The sequence below is a fragment of the Tannerella forsythia genome (assembly GCF_003860135.1).
Classification (GTDB): domain Bacteria; phylum Bacteroidota; class Bacteroidia; order Bacteroidales; family Tannerellaceae; genus Tannerella; species Tannerella forsythia_A.
In genome coordinates, this window is the sequence record NZ_RQYN01000009.1 from 53,578 (window position 1) to 70,636 (window position 17,059).

General features: G+C 50.9%; 13 protein-coding genes. 8 read left to right on the forward strand and 5 right to left on the reverse strand.

Features of this window, described 5'->3' with window-relative positions; all coding sequences use genetic code 11:
* Positions 1–390: a hypothetical protein gene (locus EII41_RS04085; protein WP_124789534.1), complete on the reverse strand. Its 390-nt coding sequence runs from the start codon at positions 388–390 to the stop codon at positions 1–3.
* 52 nt (positions 391–442) lie between these two features.
* Entirely contained in the window at positions 443–1,000 is a 558-nt protein-coding gene (locus EII41_RS04090; RefSeq protein WP_411292576.1) for an RNA polymerase sigma factor, read from the reverse strand.
* 144 nt (positions 1,001–1,144) lie between these two features.
* Here EII41_RS04090 and EII41_RS04095 point away from each other — a divergent pair, with 144 nt between their 5' ends.
* Complete coding sequence (locus EII41_RS04095; protein ID WP_124789535.1) at positions 1,145–3,163, forward strand: TonB-dependent receptor plug domain-containing protein; 2,019 nt, start codon at positions 1,145–1,147, stop codon at positions 3,161–3,163.
* Positions 3,164–3,801: 638 nt separating this feature from the next.
* The gene (dgt, locus tag EII41_RS04100; RefSeq protein WP_124789536.1) at positions 3,802–5,127 is read left to right on the forward strand and encodes a dGTP triphosphohydrolase; all 1,326 of its coding nucleotides are present in this window, start codon (positions 3,802–3,804) and stop codon (positions 5,125–5,127) included.
* 10 nt (positions 5,128–5,137) lie between these two features.
* On the opposite strand, the gene rsgA is transcribed toward dgt, so the two are convergent.
* The 3 genes from rsgA to EII41_RS04115 all read right to left on the reverse strand — a co-directional run bounded on the left by rsgA (position 5,138) and on the right by EII41_RS04115 (position 8,368).
* Positions 5,138–6,070 carry a ribosome small subunit-dependent GTPase A gene (rsgA, locus tag EII41_RS04105; protein WP_124751977.1) on the reverse strand — a complete coding sequence of 311 codons (933 nt, stop codon included), beginning with the start codon at positions 6,068–6,070 and terminating at the stop codon, positions 5,138–5,140.
* Entirely contained in the window at positions 6,070–6,633 is a 564-nt protein-coding gene (frr, locus tag EII41_RS04110; RefSeq protein ID WP_124751966.1) for a ribosome recycling factor, read from the reverse strand. Before frr ends, rsgA begins: the two co-directional genes overlap by 1 nt.
* A 601-nt stretch (positions 6,634–7,234) precedes the next feature.
* Positions 7,235–8,368, reverse strand: a complete 1,134-nt coding sequence (locus EII41_RS04115; protein ID WP_124789537.1) for a lactonase family protein — start codon at positions 8,366–8,368, stop codon at positions 7,235–7,237.
* A 209-nt stretch (positions 8,369–8,577) separates the two neighbouring features.
* Between EII41_RS04115 and EII41_RS04120 the strand changes: the two genes are divergently transcribed.
* From EII41_RS04120 to EII41_RS04145, 6 genes are all read left to right on the forward strand, one after another.
* A complete protein-coding gene (locus EII41_RS04120) occupies positions 8,578–9,102 on the forward strand; it encodes an isoprenylcysteine carboxyl methyltransferase family protein (protein ID WP_124751968.1) in 525 nt (174 codons plus the stop codon).
* Positions 9,103–9,303: 201 nt separating this feature from the next.
* On the forward strand, positions 9,304–12,321 hold the full coding sequence (locus EII41_RS04125; protein WP_124789538.1) for a SusC/RagA family TonB-linked outer membrane protein: 3,018 nt from the start codon (positions 9,304–9,306) through the stop codon (positions 12,319–12,321).
* Between the two features lie 11 nt (positions 12,322–12,332).
* On the forward strand, positions 12,333–13,874 hold the full coding sequence (locus EII41_RS04130; RefSeq protein WP_124789539.1) for a RagB/SusD family nutrient uptake outer membrane protein: 1,542 nt from the start codon (positions 12,333–12,335) through the stop codon (positions 13,872–13,874).
* Positions 13,875–13,893: 19 nt separating this feature from the next.
* Positions 13,894–14,685: a LamG domain-containing protein gene (locus EII41_RS04135; protein ID WP_124751971.1), complete on the forward strand. Its 792-nt coding sequence runs from the start codon at positions 13,894–13,896 to the stop codon at positions 14,683–14,685.
* An 8-nt stretch (positions 14,686–14,693) separates the two neighbouring features.
* Positions 14,694–15,500 (forward strand): alpha/beta hydrolase-fold protein, encoded by an 807-nt coding sequence (locus EII41_RS04140; RefSeq protein ID WP_124789540.1) that lies wholly within the window; start codon positions 14,694–14,696, stop codon positions 15,498–15,500.
* The gene (locus tag EII41_RS04145) at positions 15,497–16,852 is read left to right on the forward strand and encodes a glucoamylase family protein (protein ID WP_124751973.1); all 1,356 of its coding nucleotides are present in this window, start codon (positions 15,497–15,499) and stop codon (positions 16,850–16,852) included. The genes EII41_RS04140 and EII41_RS04145 overlap by 4 nt, the downstream gene beginning before the upstream one ends.
* The last annotated feature ends 207 nt before the right edge of the window (positions 16,853–17,059 follow it).

Genomic DNA, 17,059 nt, shown 5'->3' on the forward strand with positions numbered 1-17,059 from the left:
TTACTCCATTGCTTCGATTTCTTCTAAAAACAGCTCGTCTTCATATTGGGCTTCCAAATATTCCAAAAACTCCCGATCCTCGTCAGAGATCGCATTCAACGAAACTTCGGGCACTTCCGTTTTCACAAACAACGGATCAGTCGTATCATTTTTTTTCACCCGATATCCCGATATCCCTTTGAAGATTATGAGCAATCCGATAAAACTTGCCGCCAAATAAAGCCACGGACGCATCTTGTCGGCCATCGAGACGACTTTGGTCTCTTTCTGTTGGGGACGCTCCGGTAGACGGGCCATAATCTGATCCGTCAGCCCTTCCATATACCCTTCAGGCACACGAAACGGATTTTTCTTCTTCTCCTCCTCTATCTTGAATTGCTGCATCTTCATAACTGTCTAATCAGGGATTGCGTATCTTTTGACGTGTTAAAATTGAGAAGGTTTAACCGTCTTTTGTTAAAAACGCCTCAATTTTTTTGACGGCATGATGGTAAGAAGCTTTTAACGCTCCGACAGAGGTACCAAGCACCTCGGACATCTCCTCGTATTTCATGTCTGTACCGTACTTCATCGTGAAAACGAGTCGCTGCTTTTCGGGCAGTCGGAGAATCGCCTCCTGAAATTTCAGTTCCAATTCATCCCCATCAAAATAGTCATCGCTTTTGAGGGTTTCCAGTAAGAAGACATCCGTGTCATCGAGCGAAATATTACGACTGGCTCGTTGTCGGTTCAGAAAGGTGATGCATTCGTTCGTGGCGATCTTATACAACCAAGTCGAGACCTTGGCTTCACCCCGAAAATAGTCAAGGTTCGACCATGCTTTCAGGAAGGTATTTTGCAGAATATCATTGGCATCCTCGTGCGAAAGCACCATCTTACGGATCTGCCAATACAACTTTTCGCCGTATGCCTCAACCACCTCGGCAAACGCATCCCGCTGGGTCTCCCGATTGCGAAGACGCTCCGTTACCTCTTCTTCCTTATACAGTCTGATCGACATCTTTTTCACGGCGTAAATATACATATTTTCGTTCGTACAAGAGGACTTAAGGGAAATGAGTTCGTTAAGAATTGATAATTCCAGAAGCAGGTAATCAGGGTTTCCGTATCTTTGCCCCGCATTTTTTAACATTAAATAATTCATATGAGAACAAAAAAACGATTGAATGATCAACAAGCTTTCCGTTTCAGACGATTTGTGCGGAGAGCTTACAGTGCATTTAACAGTATGCACAAGGTAGTGAACATCGGGGTGCTGACAAGCAGTATGCTGGCTTTTGCACATCTGTCGCCGGTATCGGCACAGCAGGGAGCAGGTACAGTGGCCGACAAGATGCCGGAAGAAGAACTAGATGAGGTCACGGTGACGGCCGCACGTGTCGAGACTCCTCTTGCACAGTCGGCACGGTTGGTAACGGTCATCATGAGAGCGCAAATTGAACAGGCGCCTGTCCAAAGTCTACAGGAACTACTGGCCTATGCAGCTCACATCGACGTGATTCAACGAGGCGGGCACGGCGTTCAGGCCGACATCTCCATCCGCGGCGGATCAGCCGATCAGACCGCTATCCTACTAAACGGGATCAACCTGACCAATCCACACACCGGACATTACAACCTCGACCTTCCGGTCAATCTCTCCGACATCGAACGTATTGAAATCATCCACGGCCCTTCGGCACTGATTTACGGCTCAGGCGCTTTTTCCGGAGGGATCAATATCATCACAAAGAAAGAAATCGACGCACGCGTATATGCCAATGCGGAGGCAGGGATGCATAACCTATGGCGAGGCGATGTACGCGGAGCATCCGAGATCGGGCGGACGAGAAATAGTCTTTCGGCAGGCTACCAGTCGTCCGACGGATATATTCCACACAGCGACTACCGGATGTATAACCTGCTCTGGCAAACACGCTGGAAGGCGCGCGAAAACGCATATCTGGATATGCAACTGGGCTACAACAACAAACACTATGGTGCCAATACGTTTTATTCGGCCAAGTTCCCGAATCAATATGAACGGACAAGCGCTTACATGGCAACATTAAAAGGTGCCTTTGGTCAAACGCTACGCGTAATTCCCATCCTCTACTGGAGCCGCCATTACGACCAGTTCGACCTGATTAAAGATACCCCTAAAGGACGTAATTTCCATCGCGGCGACACGTATGGCGCCAACCTGATTTTTCAATATATTTCGCGCATCGGTACGACGACATTAGGAGGTGAAGTGCGACGCGAAGACATCGTCAGCAGTAAGCTGGGCAAGCCACGTGCGCATCCGGAAGGAGATTATACGAAATATGACGACCGCACGACGAGCAGCGTAACACTCGAGCACACGTATGCGACAAGCCGTTTCTCGCTTTCGGCAGGAGCATTGGTAAACTACAACACCTTGACGGATGCCATTCGTTTCTATCCCTCGGTCAGCGCGGCATACCGTCCGGCAGAAGGGCTGAAGATTGCCACGACATGGAGCCAGTCGATCCGCATGCCGACATTTACCGATTTGTATTACACGCAGGAGACGCATCATGCCAATGAGCACTTGAAACCTGAACGATCGGAGTCGGTCGACTTGGGAGTGACGTACGACCGTCCGCTCGTAAGCGCTTACGTAAAAGGCTTCCTGATGTGGGGACGCGATATGATTGACTGGGTACGGACATCGGGCGACGCTAAATGGGCGTCATGGAACCTGACGGAGGTAGATAAGCAGGGCGTGGAAATAGGTGCCACATTACGACCGGGACAGCAATGGCCGACGCTCGGACACTCGGAACTTTCGATCAGCTACGCGCGAATGAATCAGACTGCCGATTCGAAAGGATTGGAGTCAAAATATCTGCTGAACTATTTGCGCGACAAGCTGACCGTGCAATTACGGCATCCGGTGTACCGGAATTTTTCGGCCGCATGGCATTTCCGGCTTCAGAAACGGATGGGAAACTACCGCCGGTTTGAGGGTGGCACCGATGCGGGACTGCATCCCTATCCGGCATTTTCGGTACTCGACCTGAAACTCAACTATAAACTTCGAAACGTCGACTTGCATGTGAATCTGAACAATCTTTACGATACGCAGTATTACGACGTGGGTAACGTGCCTCAGGCTGGCTTCTGGCTGATGGGAGGCGTAACGTACCGGTTGAAGTAAAAACCAAAGCAGCTATCCTCTGCATCAGATGATGGAGGGTAGCTGCTTCTATCATTTAACCCAAATTACGCGATACACAGTTCGGCGTTTACCATGAATAATGGACGAACGAATGTACGACAATAATGGCTACGTCAGGCTTACAGCCTTCCGACGAAACACAATGCCTTTTTCCCCAACGCTTCGCATTGGGCTGAATTATTACGCCCTTTCAGGGCTCTTTCAGCAATCAACGGAGCCAACAAATCAACGAATCAATAACTAAACAAATAAACATCTCAACAATTCAACAACTCACCACCTCTGCGGGGTTTATAAGGGCTGAAAGCCCGAATTATTTCAGCCCCATCCCGCAAGGGTGGGGTATATCAACATCCGGGCCTTGTTCGCAGGGCTGAAGACCTGAATGAAATTCATTATGATTTGTTCTATTGCGGAATCAGGGATAAATGGATGGGAACGTATTTTTTGTTTTACCAAAAAATCTTTACAGCGGAATATCATTTTCAGCCTTCCCGTGTGCGAAAGTATTGTTTTCCGAACAATATCTGTCTGAAAATAGTTCGGATTATGTTATTTTTGCATGCTCGAAGCAAAGAAGTAAAAACAACTTTCGGAGCGATTAAACCAGAACAAATATGCAGTGGAACGAGTTAATATCCGGTAAGCGCCTCGGCATCGAAGCTTACCACGAACGAAAGCATGAACGGACAAACTTTCAGCGCGATTACGATCGACTGATCTTCTCCTCCCCTTTTCGGCGGTTGCAGAACAAGACGCAGGTCTTCCCCTTGCCCGGCAGCATCTTTGTGCACAACCGATTGACGCATAGCTTAGAAGTATCGTGCGTCGGGCGATCGCTCGGCACGAACGTAGCGACACGTCTGATGCAGAAATACGGAGACGAGGCCGCCAACCTGCAAGAAATCGGTTCGATCGTCTCGGCAGCCTGTCTGGCGCACGACATGGGGAATCCTCCCTTCGGGCATTCGGGAGAACGGGCGATCTCGGCGTTCTTCTCCGAAGGCGCGGGCCGGCAGCTCGAAGCCCGCGTACGTTCCGAAGGCGGCCGATGGGAAGACTTTGTACACTTCGAAGGTAACGCCAACGCCATACGTTTGCTTACGCACCAGTTTATCGGGCGTCGAAAAGGCGGGTTTGCCCTAACATACAGCACACTCGCTTCCATCGTCAAATATCCCTACGCCTCGACACACGCTTCCGCAAAGAAAAAATTCGGTTTCTTCCAGACCGAAGAAGAAACGTATTGCCGCATCGCCGACGAGCTGGGCATTCCCAAACAGTCCGACGCTTCCGACGCCTATGTCCGTTATCCGTTGGTCTATCTGGTCGAAGCCGCCGACGATATTTGCTATCAGATCATGGATATCGAAGACGCCCACAAGCTACGTTTACTGACAAGCGAAGAGGCCATCGGGCTCCTGCTTGGCTTTTTCGAAGGAAAACGTCTGAATGATATTCAACATACGATGGCCATGGTAGACGACACGAACGAGCAGATCGCCTACCTCCGTTCGTGCATCATCGGACTGCTGGTCGACGAGTGCACGCAGGTATTTATCGAGAACGAAGAAGGATTGCTCGACGGTAGTTTCCATGCGCCGCTGATCGACTGCATCAACGAGCAGGCTCGTCAGGCGTATAAAGCGTGTTCGGAGATGGCTTACCGGAAAATTTACGTCGCCAACGAAGTGGTCGACGTGGAACTGGCAGGTTATCATATCTTCGGATACCTGCTCGAAACCGTCATCGACGCCGTGCTCCATCCCGAACACGCGTACAGCCAATTACTCCTCAGCCGCGTGCCGGGTCAGTACGACATCAAAGCGCCTACCACGTACGGGAAGATACAGTGCTCGCTCGATTATATTTCAGGCATGACGGACGTCTACGCCCTCGACCTCTATCGCAAGATTACGGGCATGAGTCTGCCGGCCGTCTGAGTAACAACGCTTAATAGGCCTCGCGGTACTTCGTGCCGTCCTTGTCTTCGAGAATATTGAGGTAACTTTTATAGCGCGACTGGCTGATGTAATGCGCTTCGACGGCCTCGCGCACCGCGCAGCCCGGCTCATTCGTATGCGTGCAGTTGCTAAACCGGCAGTCGGCCGAATGTTTGAATATCTCGGGGAAATAATGCGCCACTTCTACCCCCTGCATCTCAATCGTCCCGAAACCTTTGATGCCGGGCGTATCAATCAGATACCCTCCGTTCGGTAGCGGAATCATTTCGGAGAACGTCGTGGTGTGAACACCCGCTTTGTGATATTCGGAGATATCTTTCGTTCGGAGCTTGGCATGCGGCAACAGCTTGTTGATAATCGTCGATTTCCCAACGCCCGAATGGCCGGACAGCAACGTAATCTTGTTGCTGATCTTGTCCGACAGCGCGTCGATTCCTTCGCCCGACGTAGCACAAAGCTTCATGCAGTCGTATCCGATGATACAATAAAGCGTCATCAGCCCTTCCAGATATTCAAGCTCGTCGGCGTCATATCGGTCTATTTTATTGAAGACGAGTAAAGCCGGAATCCCGTAAGCCTCGGCGGTGGCGAGGAAGCGATCGATAAAAGTCGTCGTCGTCTGCGGATAATGAATCGTAACGACGAGCAAGGCCAAGTCGATATTCGCCGCAAGAATATGCGACTGCTTCGACAGGTTCGATGCCCGCCGGATCATATAGTTTCGGCGGTCGCCGATTGCCGTAATAAATGCGCTGCCTTCGCGGTTCTCTTCGATTTCGACCCGGTCGCCGATGGTGATCGGATTCGTACTTCGAATGCCTTTCAGCCGGAACGAGCCTTTAATCTTACAATCGACCGACCGACCGTCGTCGGTATGCACCGTATACCAACTACCGGTATTCTTTACGACAAGGCCGTGCATCAAACGGTCATGATTTCTTTTTCTTTCGCCGCGTACAGCTCGTCCACTTGCTTGATGTACTTATCGTGAATCTTCTGCACGGTCGCTTCGGCGTCTTTCCCCGCGTCTTCGGGCACTCCTTCTTTAACGGCTTTCTTGAGGTGCTCGATCACATCCCTACGCGTATTACGAATGCTGATCTTTGCCGTTTCGGCATGTTGTTTGGCGCCCTTCGCGAGTGAGCGGCGGCGTTCTTCGGTGAGCGGCGGGATGCCGAGGCGGATCACTTCGCCGTTGTTCTCGGGCGTAATGCCTACTTCGGACGTAAGAATAGCCTTCTCAATCTCCTTCAACATCTGTTTTTCCCACGGGGTGATAATGATCGTTTTGGCGTCGGGTGTCGTGATGGACGACACATTAGCGAGCGGCGCCATGCTGCCGTAATAAGAGACTTTGACATTGTCCAGAATACGCGGACTTGCCTTGCCGGCGCGAATGCGTGCCAGCTCATCGTCTAAATAGCGAATCGCCGACGACATCTTCGTTTCGGCATCTTTGATGATTTGGTTGGTGTCTGCTAACATAACTTTTCATTTTTTATTTTTCACAAAGATAATTCCTTTTTGTATATATGCAAAATGTGTGTAAGATAGTAATCGCGATGAAGTCAGACGAAAATGAAAGATCCGGGCTCGCTCTATTAGAAAGGAAAGATGATGACAAGGCCGGACAGCCGTAACTTGACTCCTCCGAGGCATCTCACACCGCGTGCAAGCTATCACCTTTCCTTCTAAACACTAAAAAAGCTGCCTCATAGCGATTCAGCTTCTTTTTTTATTTCTGCAGCCGACCTGTACATTTCTTGTCTTGGTCACAAGTTCTGATTTGGGGAATGGTGTCTGTTTTGATAAGTATCAACAAAAACAACTAAACGGAGAATTTTCTCTGCGATTCGGACGGTTTTTACCTCATGCGATAGCCTTTCCGATATAGTTTGAGTATATTAAAGACAAAAGCAAGAGGGTGTGTAAAGAATGGGTAAAATGCAAGGCGCTAAGGATGAGAGCCAGGGAGCACACTAACGTATATGACCGAGCTCACATTCAGCAAGCAACGCAGCAGTTCGCCCGTTATGACACACCCTCCACAATGTCTTTTTAGAATACGGAATAGCCCCAGCGCAAGCTATCTTGCTCCGAATCGAAGACACACCGGCCGATGCACGAGAATATCTTGCCGTGTATCGGTTAATAGGCCATTTTCCGGATTACGTCGGAAAACTTGTATCTTGTGTTCATCACGACAGGCTACGAGCAGATACCGTCCGTCGGGAGTAAGCGCGAAATGGCGCGGATGCTTTCCGGTAGGCTGGTAACCTGCCTTCGTAAGCGTTCCGTCCGTCGGAGAAACGGAGAAGATCGCGATTCCGTCTCCCTGTAAGCGGTTCGAAGCATAGAGGAACTGTCCATCAGGCGATATTTTGATGTGAGCGCTCCCACGTGCTCCCATACTGTCGGCTACGATCCCTTGCTTCGCTTCCATATCTCCCTTGCGATCATGATATACGACCACCTGTCCCGACAATTCTCCAAGTAGATACAGATATTGCCCATTGGGATGGAAATCGAAGTGACGCGGGCCTGTTCCGGGAGGGGTTTGAATTACTTTTACCGAGTTTTTATCGAACGGTATCGAGTCGGGAGTTATCTCGTATCGATAAAGATGATCCGTACCTAAGTCCGACGCGAACAAATAGCGGCCGTCGGGCGAAAAACGTACCGAATGCAGGTGCGGCTGTTTCTGACGCTCCGGATCGAGTCCTTCGCCCTTGAAAGAAAGCAATTGTGTGAGAGGCCGCAGGCTGCCGTCCGTATGAGTGGGAAAGACGGAAATGCTTCCTCCGCCGTAATTAGCAGTTACGACCCGCTGCCCCATCGGATCGAGCTCGATATAGCAAGGAGAGCTTCCGCCCGCTTTCTGCGAGTTGAGAAGCGTAAGACTGCCTTCTGTGGAGTCGAAAGAGAGAGCATGCACGTAGCTGTCGTCAGTGCCGTTCTCACTTACGGTGTAGATTCGTGTCAGGTCTGCATTCAGAGTCAGAAACGAAGGATTCGAGACTTCTGCCATGGTAACAGAATCAGCTGTTCCGGTAGCCTCATCGAAACGATACACATAAATTCCGCGGCTTTCTCCCGGAGAGGTATATGTACCGACGAACAGATAAAGGCTCTCTTCGGGTATCGATTGCTTCGTATCATTCTTTTTCCCGGAGCAAGCAACGATCAACGGGCACATCCATAAGAGGGTGAAAAATTTCATCAGATATTTTTTGTTTTTTTTATTCAAACGGTAAAACCTGTCGTTTCTTGTACTGTCATCCGTATTTTACGATGCCATTTGTTCGGATGATCGTTTGACCGAAGGCCTCACGTCGTTGCGGGATCCGGAAATTATCGTTACTTTCGCAGCCCGAATGAGAGAGACAACGTCCTTCTGAATTCCGAGTCAACTAAAATTTTAATCATATTATGTTGTATATCATTATTACATTCGCATTCTTTTTTGCTCTTCGACTTGTTTCATTATCGTACTCTATCCGTAACGAGAAACGTATCCTTCAATTGGGCGCTGTACAGCATGGAGCCTTCAATTCGCTTATGCTTACCCTCGTGCATATCGTGTATTATTTCTCCGCACTTTACGAAGCATATCGATCAGGTATCGGCTTCAATCATTATTCGGCTTGGGGAACGGCAGTGATGGCATTTTCCTATATCATGCTGTTTTACGTGATCTATAAACTCCGTGATGTGTGGACGGTGAAGGTCTATATTGTTCCGAACCAACGCATCGAAAAGAGTTTCCTGTTTCGCGTCGTTAGACATCCGAATTACTTCCTGAATATTATTCCCGAATTGATCGGTGTCGGCCTGCTTTGTAACGCATGGTATACGATGATGATCGGACTGCCGGTTTACGGTTGTTTCCTCGCCATACGTATCCGGCAGGAAGAAAAAGCCATGAAAGGGATGTGGAGCTCTACCAAGCTCTGATGTTGCTTTTGATAAAAAATCAATCGCATTGATATAAAAGAGTATAAAGCTCTTTGCCGTAGTGATGCCGTAAGGTTATAGCGTATGTTTTATAACATGGCGTAACGTTGCAGCAGGTTGTTTTTTGGGTAGTAGGAGGATTATCGGGTTTTTTGTGGAAAAAAATCCGATTTTTGCAGTAACATTAAAAAAAGAATACCCATGAAATGTAAATCGCTACTTGTTTTTAGTTTTCTGCTGATGCCGTTATGGCTTTTTGCCCAGCAACGCATAACCGTTTCGGGTGTGGTAACGGAGCAAGCCACCGGCGAGCCCGCCATTGGTGTCAGCATTCTGGTAAAAGGTACGACGAATGGGACCGTGACCGGCCTCGATGGTTCGTACACGTTATCCGACGTTCCGGTTCAGGCAACGTTGGTATTCAGTTATATCGGTATGACGACAGTGGAGCAGGCCGTGAACGGACGCTCACGTATCGATGTGATGATGTCGGAAGATCAGCAGGTATTGGATGAAGTTGTGGTTATCGGTTACGGTAGCGCCAAGAAGCGTGATCTGACCGGGTCGATCGTCAGCATCAAAGCCGCCGAGTTTGCCGATCGTCCGTCGACGAACCCATTGGCCTCCATACAAGGGAAGCTTGCGGGGGTGCAGGTTGTCAATGCCGGACATGCCGGACAAGATCCGGAGATTCGTATCCGCGGTACAAATTCTATCAACGGATATGCGCCGTTGTATGTTGTGGACGGTCTGTTTTCTGACAACATCAATTATTTGAACCCCGCCGATATCGAGTCGATGGAAGTATTGAAAGACCCTTCATCGCTCGCGATTTTTGGCGTTCGCGGTGCCAACGGAGTGATTATCGTGAACACGAAACGCGCCAAATCGGGACAGACCGTCGTGAATGTCAACTCGTCTCTCGGATTCAGAAACGTCGCCGACCGGATGTCGATGACTAACGCCGCCCAATTTCGCGAGCTATACGATGAACAGCGCGTCAATCAGGGTCTGGGCGCATACGACTACACGAAATGGAATGCCGATACCGACTGGCAGGATGTGATCTTCCAGCAGGGTTTTATGACGAACCACAATGTGAGCATCACAGGCGCCAGCGAGAAGAATCGTTTTTATTTAGGTCTCGGTTACACATCGGAGGAAGGCAATATTCTGCATGAAAAGTACTCGAAAGTAACGGCAAACCTGAACAGCGATTATCAGGTGACTGATTTTTTGCGCTTCGGATTTCAGGTGAACGGTTCGCGTACATGGCCGTCCGATGCCAAAGGTGTATCGGGAGCCATCCGAGCCGCACCGATTGCTCCGGTCTATCATGAGAAAACCGGCCTGTTGCATACGCTCCCTGATTTTCAGCGGGCACAGGTGTGGAACCCGATGATCGACGTGGAAACGCGAGCCGGACATACGGTCGGCGTAAATAATCGCCTAGCCGGAAATATTTATGGGGAGGTGGATATTCTGAAGAATCTGAAATTTAAAACCACATTCTCTTTGGATTATGCCGTAGGTGAAGAGCGGAAATTCAGCCCGATTATTTATGTGTACAATCCCGATGTCGCAGGTAAAGAAAATCTGACCGACCGTGAATCGGTGTCGCAAAATAAATCGACACGTACAGTGGCGCAGAGCGACTATATTCTAACTTACGACTTGTCGTCGAGCGGACACAGTTTAACGGCGATGGCCGGACTAACGACGAATTATACCGAATATTCGCTGCTGGAAGCCGGAAGAGAGCAACATCTCAACGATATCATCTTCTCGATTCCCGACAATGACAAAGATAAATGGTGGATTTCCTCAATCGATGCGAAAGCCTCGTCGAACAGAGGAGCACAACACCGACGTTTCACGATGTCGTACCTGCTTCGGGCGTTATACAGCTATCAGAATAAGTATTTGCTCAATGCGTCGTATCGTCGCGACGGCGCTTCGGTGTTCCGCTCGGTAGGCAATACATGGGAGAACTTCTATTCGCTCGGTGCGGGCTGGGTCGTTTCGGAAGAGGCATTCATGAAAAATCAGTCCATGATCGATTACTTGAAGCTGAAAGGCTCGTGGGGCGTGTTGGGAAGCCAGAATACCGGAGGTTTCCATTATCCTACGTATCCTCGACTGGAGAATTCGGGTAGCGCTGTCTTCGGCGACAACATCATTGCCGGTTATTCGTTGAGGTATCTGCCCCGTAATCTGTCGTGGGAGAAAACGCACGCATGGGAGGCCGGCCTCGAGATCGCTCTCTTTGGGAATCGGCTTCGTATAGAGCCGGTGTATTATAACAAAGTAACGAAAGATATCATTGTTTTGTTGTCGGGTTTCTCGGGAGCGAAGAACTCGCTCGAAAATCTCGGAGAAATCCGTAACCGGGGTCTGGAGCTTTCGGCTTCATGGTCGGATAAGATCGGGGAAAGCGGGCTGAAGTACACCGTATCAGGTAACCTGACGACAATCGACAATCAGGTGCTTTCGCTCGGACGTGGCCCCGAAGATGCCATCTTTGAGGGCCCGAAAGGTATCTCGCGTTCGATGGAAGGGTATCCCGTGGCTCACTTTTATGGTTATCAGGTGATCGGCGTATATCAGAACAAAGAAGACGTAAAGCGGTATTTCCCGAACAAAGTCGGCAGTCCGGCACCCGGCGACCTGAAATTTAAGGATGTCAACGGCGACGGCGTGATCACGCAGGACGACCGCACGATGATCGGTAATCCGACCCCCGACCTTACATACGGTTTTAATGTCAACCTCGAATACCAGAACTTCGATCTGGGGGTCGACATGATGGGAGTCTACGGTAACGAAATTTACCGGACTTGGGACGACCCGACGTATGCTCAATTGAACTACCTCTCCTCGCGGATGAACCGCTGGCACGGTGAGGGAACCTCGAACTGGGAGCCGGTACTGAACCCGTCGCGGGCATTGAATCTGCTAAACTCGAGCTATTTCATCGAAGACGACAGTTTCTTCCGCATACGGAACGTTCAGCTCGGATACAAACTCAATCCGGCGCTGTTGAGCAAGCTGCATCTGAAATCGCTACGACTGTACGCGAATATTCAGAACCTGAAAACATGGCGACGCAACACGGGATACACGCCCGAGATGAAAGGCTCGGCCTTGGAATCGGGTATCGACAGAGGAACGTATCCCATGCCGGTGATTTATACTTTCGGATTTAACTTAACTTTCTAAATACATCGATTATGAATCATTCTATCAGAAATATCATAGGAATACTCGCAATAGGTCTTGCGACGTTGATGAGCGGATGCTCCGACCTGTTAGATCAACGTCCGCAGGGAGAATGGATACAGGGCGATGAAAGCGGCGGCGGATCGTTTCAGTCCGATGTCTTTACCTTGTACGCCAAGATGCGCGGGTTTAACGTAACAGGCGGAACAACGGCATTGGCCGTGCATTGTTTCCGTTCCGAAGATGCCGAAAAAGGCAGTACGGCCTCCGATGGCGCGGCACACGGCAAGATGTTCGACGACTTTGAATACATTGCAACAAACGGATTGATTGCCGGCTATTGGACTGGGAACTACGAACTGATTATTTTAGCCAATAAAGTCATTGCCGACATCGAGCAGAGCGAGAAGGAGCAAGGCTCCCTGTCGGATGGTGATCGCATCAACAAATCGGAAGCGCATTTCTTCCGTGCCTTTGCTTTCTTCAATCTGGTGCGTGCTTTTGGCGACGTGCCCAAAATTGATTTTAAGGTGAACAAGGCCGAAGATGCCAACATCCCGAAGTCGCCGGCGGCAGAGATTTATGCTTTGATTGACGCCGACCTGACGGTGGCCGAAGCGCATCTGCCCAAGACGTGGTCGGCCGTTTATACCGGTCGCCTGACATGGGGCGCCGCGCGGTCACTCCATGCAAAAGCCTACATGCAGCGCAACGATTGGGCGAATATGTACACGGCATCGACGGATGTAATCAAATCCGGCCTGTATAACCTAAATACGCCGTACGATAAGATCTTCCGTGAATCGGGCGAGAACAGCAGCGAATCCATTTTCGAGCTGCAATGCACGGCGACGCCATCACAACCGGGCTCGAACGAGATCGGCAGCCAGTTTGCGCAGGTGCAGGGCGTACGTGGCGCCGGCGAATGGAATCTCGGATGGGGATGGCATACGCCGACTCAGTTGTTGGCCGAGGCCTTCGAAGAGGGCGATCCGCGAAAGAACGAGACCTTGCTCTACTTCGTCAAAACAGGTGAAGACCCGAATACGATTGAGCCCAACAAACCGTGGGGCGAGCGGCCTGTTGCCAATGCATCCGTCGTCAATAAATATTATAATAAGAAAGCATACACCGATCCGACGATGCGTGCCACTTACACAAAGAGCGGCCATTGGTATAACATCCGCCTGATTCGCTATGCCGACGTCGTACTTATGGCGGCCGAAGCAGCCAATGAGACGGGCAAGACCGGCGAGGCGATGGAATACCTCGAAATGGTACGCGCCCGTGCCCGGGGAGGAAATGCCGCTGTTCTGCCGAAAGTAACGACGACCGATCCGGCCGAGATGCGTAAAGCCATCCGCCACGAACGTCGGGTGGAGCTGGGCATGGAGTTCGACCGTTTCTACGACCTGGTGCGTTGGGGCGTTGCCCGCGACGTGTTGCATGCAGCCGGCAAAACGAATTATCAGGACAAACACGCCCTGTTGCCTTTGCCGCAAACGGAAGTCGACAAGTCGAATGGAGTGCTCAAACAGAATCCGAATTACTAACCGATAAAAAACAAACGTCATGAAAAGAACAATCTATATAGCGATCACGTTAGCCGGTTTGTTGCTGACGTCGTGTTTTCAGGACTTGGGACAAGACCCTCCGTTCGACTATCCGCAGCAGCCGACACCTCCTCCGCTCGGTGCCGACGGACAAATCTTCTACCTGTCGTTCGACAAGGATTTTGAGGAATACCAAAGTCTTTCCGAGGCTTCCCCGACAGGGACGCCCTCGTTGGCCGATGGGAAAAAAGGCAAGGCTTATGCCGGAGCCAAAGACAGCTATCTCACATTCGACGTGGCTAATCTGGCCGCGCCGTTAGGACCGTCGATGACGTTCGCATTCTGGTACAAGCTCAATCCTGTGCCCGACCGTGCCGGTTTGCTCGTACTGGGTCCCAAGACGGAAGGTAAGCCAGCCGACAAACAGAATAACCGTAAAGCCGGATTCCGCATCTTCCGCGAAAAGGCGGGTGCCAAGCAGCGCATCAAGGCCAATGTAGGAAACGGAACAGCCGACAGCTGGCTGGACGGCGGTGCAAAAGCCGACCTCGATCCGGAGGCGAGCGGATGGAAATACGTGGCGCTGGTGCTGACCGAAGGGAAGGCTTTCCTTTACCTCGACGGCGAAGAAGTAGCAACGGCCAATCTGACCCGCATCAGCTGGAACGGTTGTGACCTGATGTCTATCGGTTCGGGATCGCCGCGTTTCAACGAGTGGAACCACCTCTCCGATCACAGCCTGATCGACGAGCTGCGTATCTACAACAAAGCGTTGAGTAGTGCCGAAATCAAACAATTAATGAATAAATAACGCATGATATGAAACAACGAATCTGCATCCTGCTGTTATGCTGTGTTTGCGGCATGCAGTGGATCTCCGCTCAAAAGAAATTTCCTCAATATGAGAGCGACGTGTATGTATCGAAGAGCGGCGACTCGCTGCTCTATCGCTGTCTGAAACCTGAAAGCGTAGCCGAAGGCAAGACGTATCCGTTAGTGCTCTTTCTGCATGGCGCGGGCGAACGCGGCTCGGACAATGAGAAACAACTGTTTCACGGAGGCATGCTTTTTACCAATCCCGTTAACCGAACACAATACCCCGCCTTCGTGTTGTTCCCGCAATGTCCGGAAGATCGCTACTGGCCTACCTCGCTACGTCCCAACGGTTTCAAAGACGGAAATCCTTTTCCTGCCGATGCGGAAATCTCACGACCGCTCGCGTTGGTGAAGGAGTTACTTGACCGGACGATGGCCGAATACCCCGTCGATCCCCGTCGCGTGTATGTGATGGGGCTGTCGATGGGCGGTATGGGCACGTTCGATCTTGTCTGCCGTTACCCCGACCTCTTTGCTGCCGCGATCCCCATCTGCGGAGGCGTGCATACCGGGCGACTGGAGCAGCTGGTTACACCGACAAAGTTCCGCATCTACCACGGTGATTCCGACTCGGTCGTGCCCGTAGAGTTTTCGCGCGAAGCTTATCTGGCGTTGAAGAAGGCCGGCATCGAGGTAGAATACATCGAATTTCCGGGCGTCGATCACGGCAGTTGGTATCCGGCGTTCAGCCAGCCCGATTACCTTTCGTGGTTGTTCGGACAACGCAAACCGGACGGAGGAGGCTTATGAGAACGATCGCCGCAGCCTTTCTGTGCCTCTGCCTGACAGCCGGATGCGATAAGAAGTCGCAGAAAGAGACGCCCCCGGCTGAGCAACGTCTGCTGACCTTTGCCGACGACGACGCGTTCCTCGATTACGTTCAGCGAACGCACTTGAATTATATGTGGGACGGAGCCGAGCCGACGTCCGGCTTGGCGCCGGAACGCATCCACATGGACGGCATTTATCCGCAAAACGATGCCGACGTAGTAACCACGGGCGGGAGCGGCTTCGGGCTCGCCGGGTTGCTGGTGGCCGTCGAGCGGGGATTTATTCCGCGCGATACGTGTGTGGGCCGGCTTCACCGTATCGTCGATTATCTGGCGCGTGCCGACCGATTTCACGGTGTCTGGCCGCATTGGATCTACGGGAAGACCGGTAAGGTAAAACCGTTCAGTTCGAAAGATGACGGAGGAGACCTTGTAGAGAGTGCATTTTTAATGCAGGGTCTCCTGTGCGTTCGTGAATATTTCAAGGAAGGAAATCCTTCGGAACGTGAGCTGGCAGAGAAGATCGATACACTTTGGCATGCGATGGAGTGGGACTGGTATCTGAACGGCAAAGACGTGCTATACTGGCATTGGAGCCCCACGCACGAATGGCAAATGAACTTTCCGCTCGAAGGATATAACGAGTGCTTGATCACCTATATTCTTGCGGCTTCGTCGCCCACGCATCCCATTCCGGCTTCGGCTTACCACAACGGATGGGCACGCGGCGGAGGTATTCGTAGCGAAGCTGTCGCTTACGGACTACCCTTGCGGGTGAAGCATAACGGTGCCGAAGGCTACGGAGGGCCTCTCTTCTGGGCACATTACTCTTACATCGGCTTGAACCCGATAGGACTGAAAGACGCGTATGCCGACTATGGCGAGGTGAACCGTAATCAGGCGTTGATCAATTATGCCTACTGCGTGCAGAACCCGCAAGGGCATAAAGGATACGGGGAGAACTGCTGGGGACTGACGGCCAGCTACACGATCGACGGCTACACGGCGCACAGACCGATGCAGAACGATCCGGGTGTCATCACGCCTACGGCGGCCTTGTCGAGCTTTCCTTACACCCCCGACGAATCGATGAAGGCTCTGCGCCATTTCTACTTTGCTCTTGGCGACAGCATCTGGGGCACCTATGGCTTTTACGATGCCTTCAGCATCGGTCATGGCTGGTATCCGAAGCGTTATTTGGCCATCGATCAGTTGACGATCGCTCCGATGATCGAAAATCATCGTACCGGATTGCTCTGGCGTTTATTTATGAACGCTCCCGAAATACGCGAGGGGTTGAAGAAGTTGGGGTTTCAAGGGTTGACGCATTAGGATGGTAAACCTTCCTTTTTGTGAATCACCACTATCGCGATGCATCCTTTACCTCCCTCTCAACTTCCGGCGCAGTGGAGCTGTCTCAAAATGAGACGGCTCTTTTTTATGTTAAGCGGCAGAGACTAATTTTTCTGGCTCTATGTTGATTTGAGTGGGTAATGGAAATTCCTTCCTCCGTTTATGTAGTATACCATATCCATAAAG

Bases quoted from the DNA above. Each gene is read 5' to 3' on its own strand.
- EII41_RS04085 (WP_124789534.1), bottom strand. From the start codon at position 390: ATGAAGATGCAGCAATTCAAGATAGAGGAGGAGAAGAAGAAAAATCCG.
- EII41_RS04090 (WP_411292576.1), bottom strand. From the start codon at position 1,000: ATGTCGATCAGACTGTATAAGGAAGAAGAGGTAACGGAGCGTCTTCGC.
- EII41_RS04095 (WP_124789535.1), top strand. From the start codon at position 1,145: ATGAGAACAAAAAAACGATTGAATGATCAACAAGCTTTCCGTTTCAGA.
- dgt (WP_124789536.1), top strand. From the start codon at position 3,802: ATGCAGTGGAACGAGTTAATATCCGGTAAGCGCCTCGGCATCGAAGCT.
- rsgA (WP_124751977.1), bottom strand. From the start codon at position 6,070: ATGCACGGCCTTGTCGTAAAGAATACCGGTAGTTGGTATACGGTGCAT.
- frr (WP_124751966.1), bottom strand. From the start codon at position 6,633: ATGTTAGCAGACACCAACCAAATCATCAAAGATGCCGAAACGAAGATG.
- EII41_RS04115 (WP_124789537.1), bottom strand. From the start codon at position 8,368: ATGAAATTTTTCACCCTCTTATGGATGTGCCCGTTGATCGTTGCTTGC.
- EII41_RS04120 (WP_124751968.1), top strand. From the start codon at position 8,578: ATGTTGTATATCATTATTACATTCGCATTCTTTTTTGCTCTTCGACTT.
- EII41_RS04125 (WP_124789538.1), top strand. From the start codon at position 9,304: ATGAAATGTAAATCGCTACTTGTTTTTAGTTTTCTGCTGATGCCGTTA.
- EII41_RS04130 (WP_124789539.1), top strand. From the start codon at position 12,333: ATGAATCATTCTATCAGAAATATCATAGGAATACTCGCAATAGGTCTT.
- EII41_RS04135 (WP_124751971.1), top strand. From the start codon at position 13,894: ATGAAAAGAACAATCTATATAGCGATCACGTTAGCCGGTTTGTTGCTG.
- EII41_RS04140 (WP_124789540.1), top strand. From the start codon at position 14,694: ATGAAACAACGAATCTGCATCCTGCTGTTATGCTGTGTTTGCGGCATG.
- EII41_RS04145 (WP_124751973.1), top strand. From the start codon at position 15,497: ATGAGAACGATCGCCGCAGCCTTTCTGTGCCTCTGCCTGACAGCCGGA.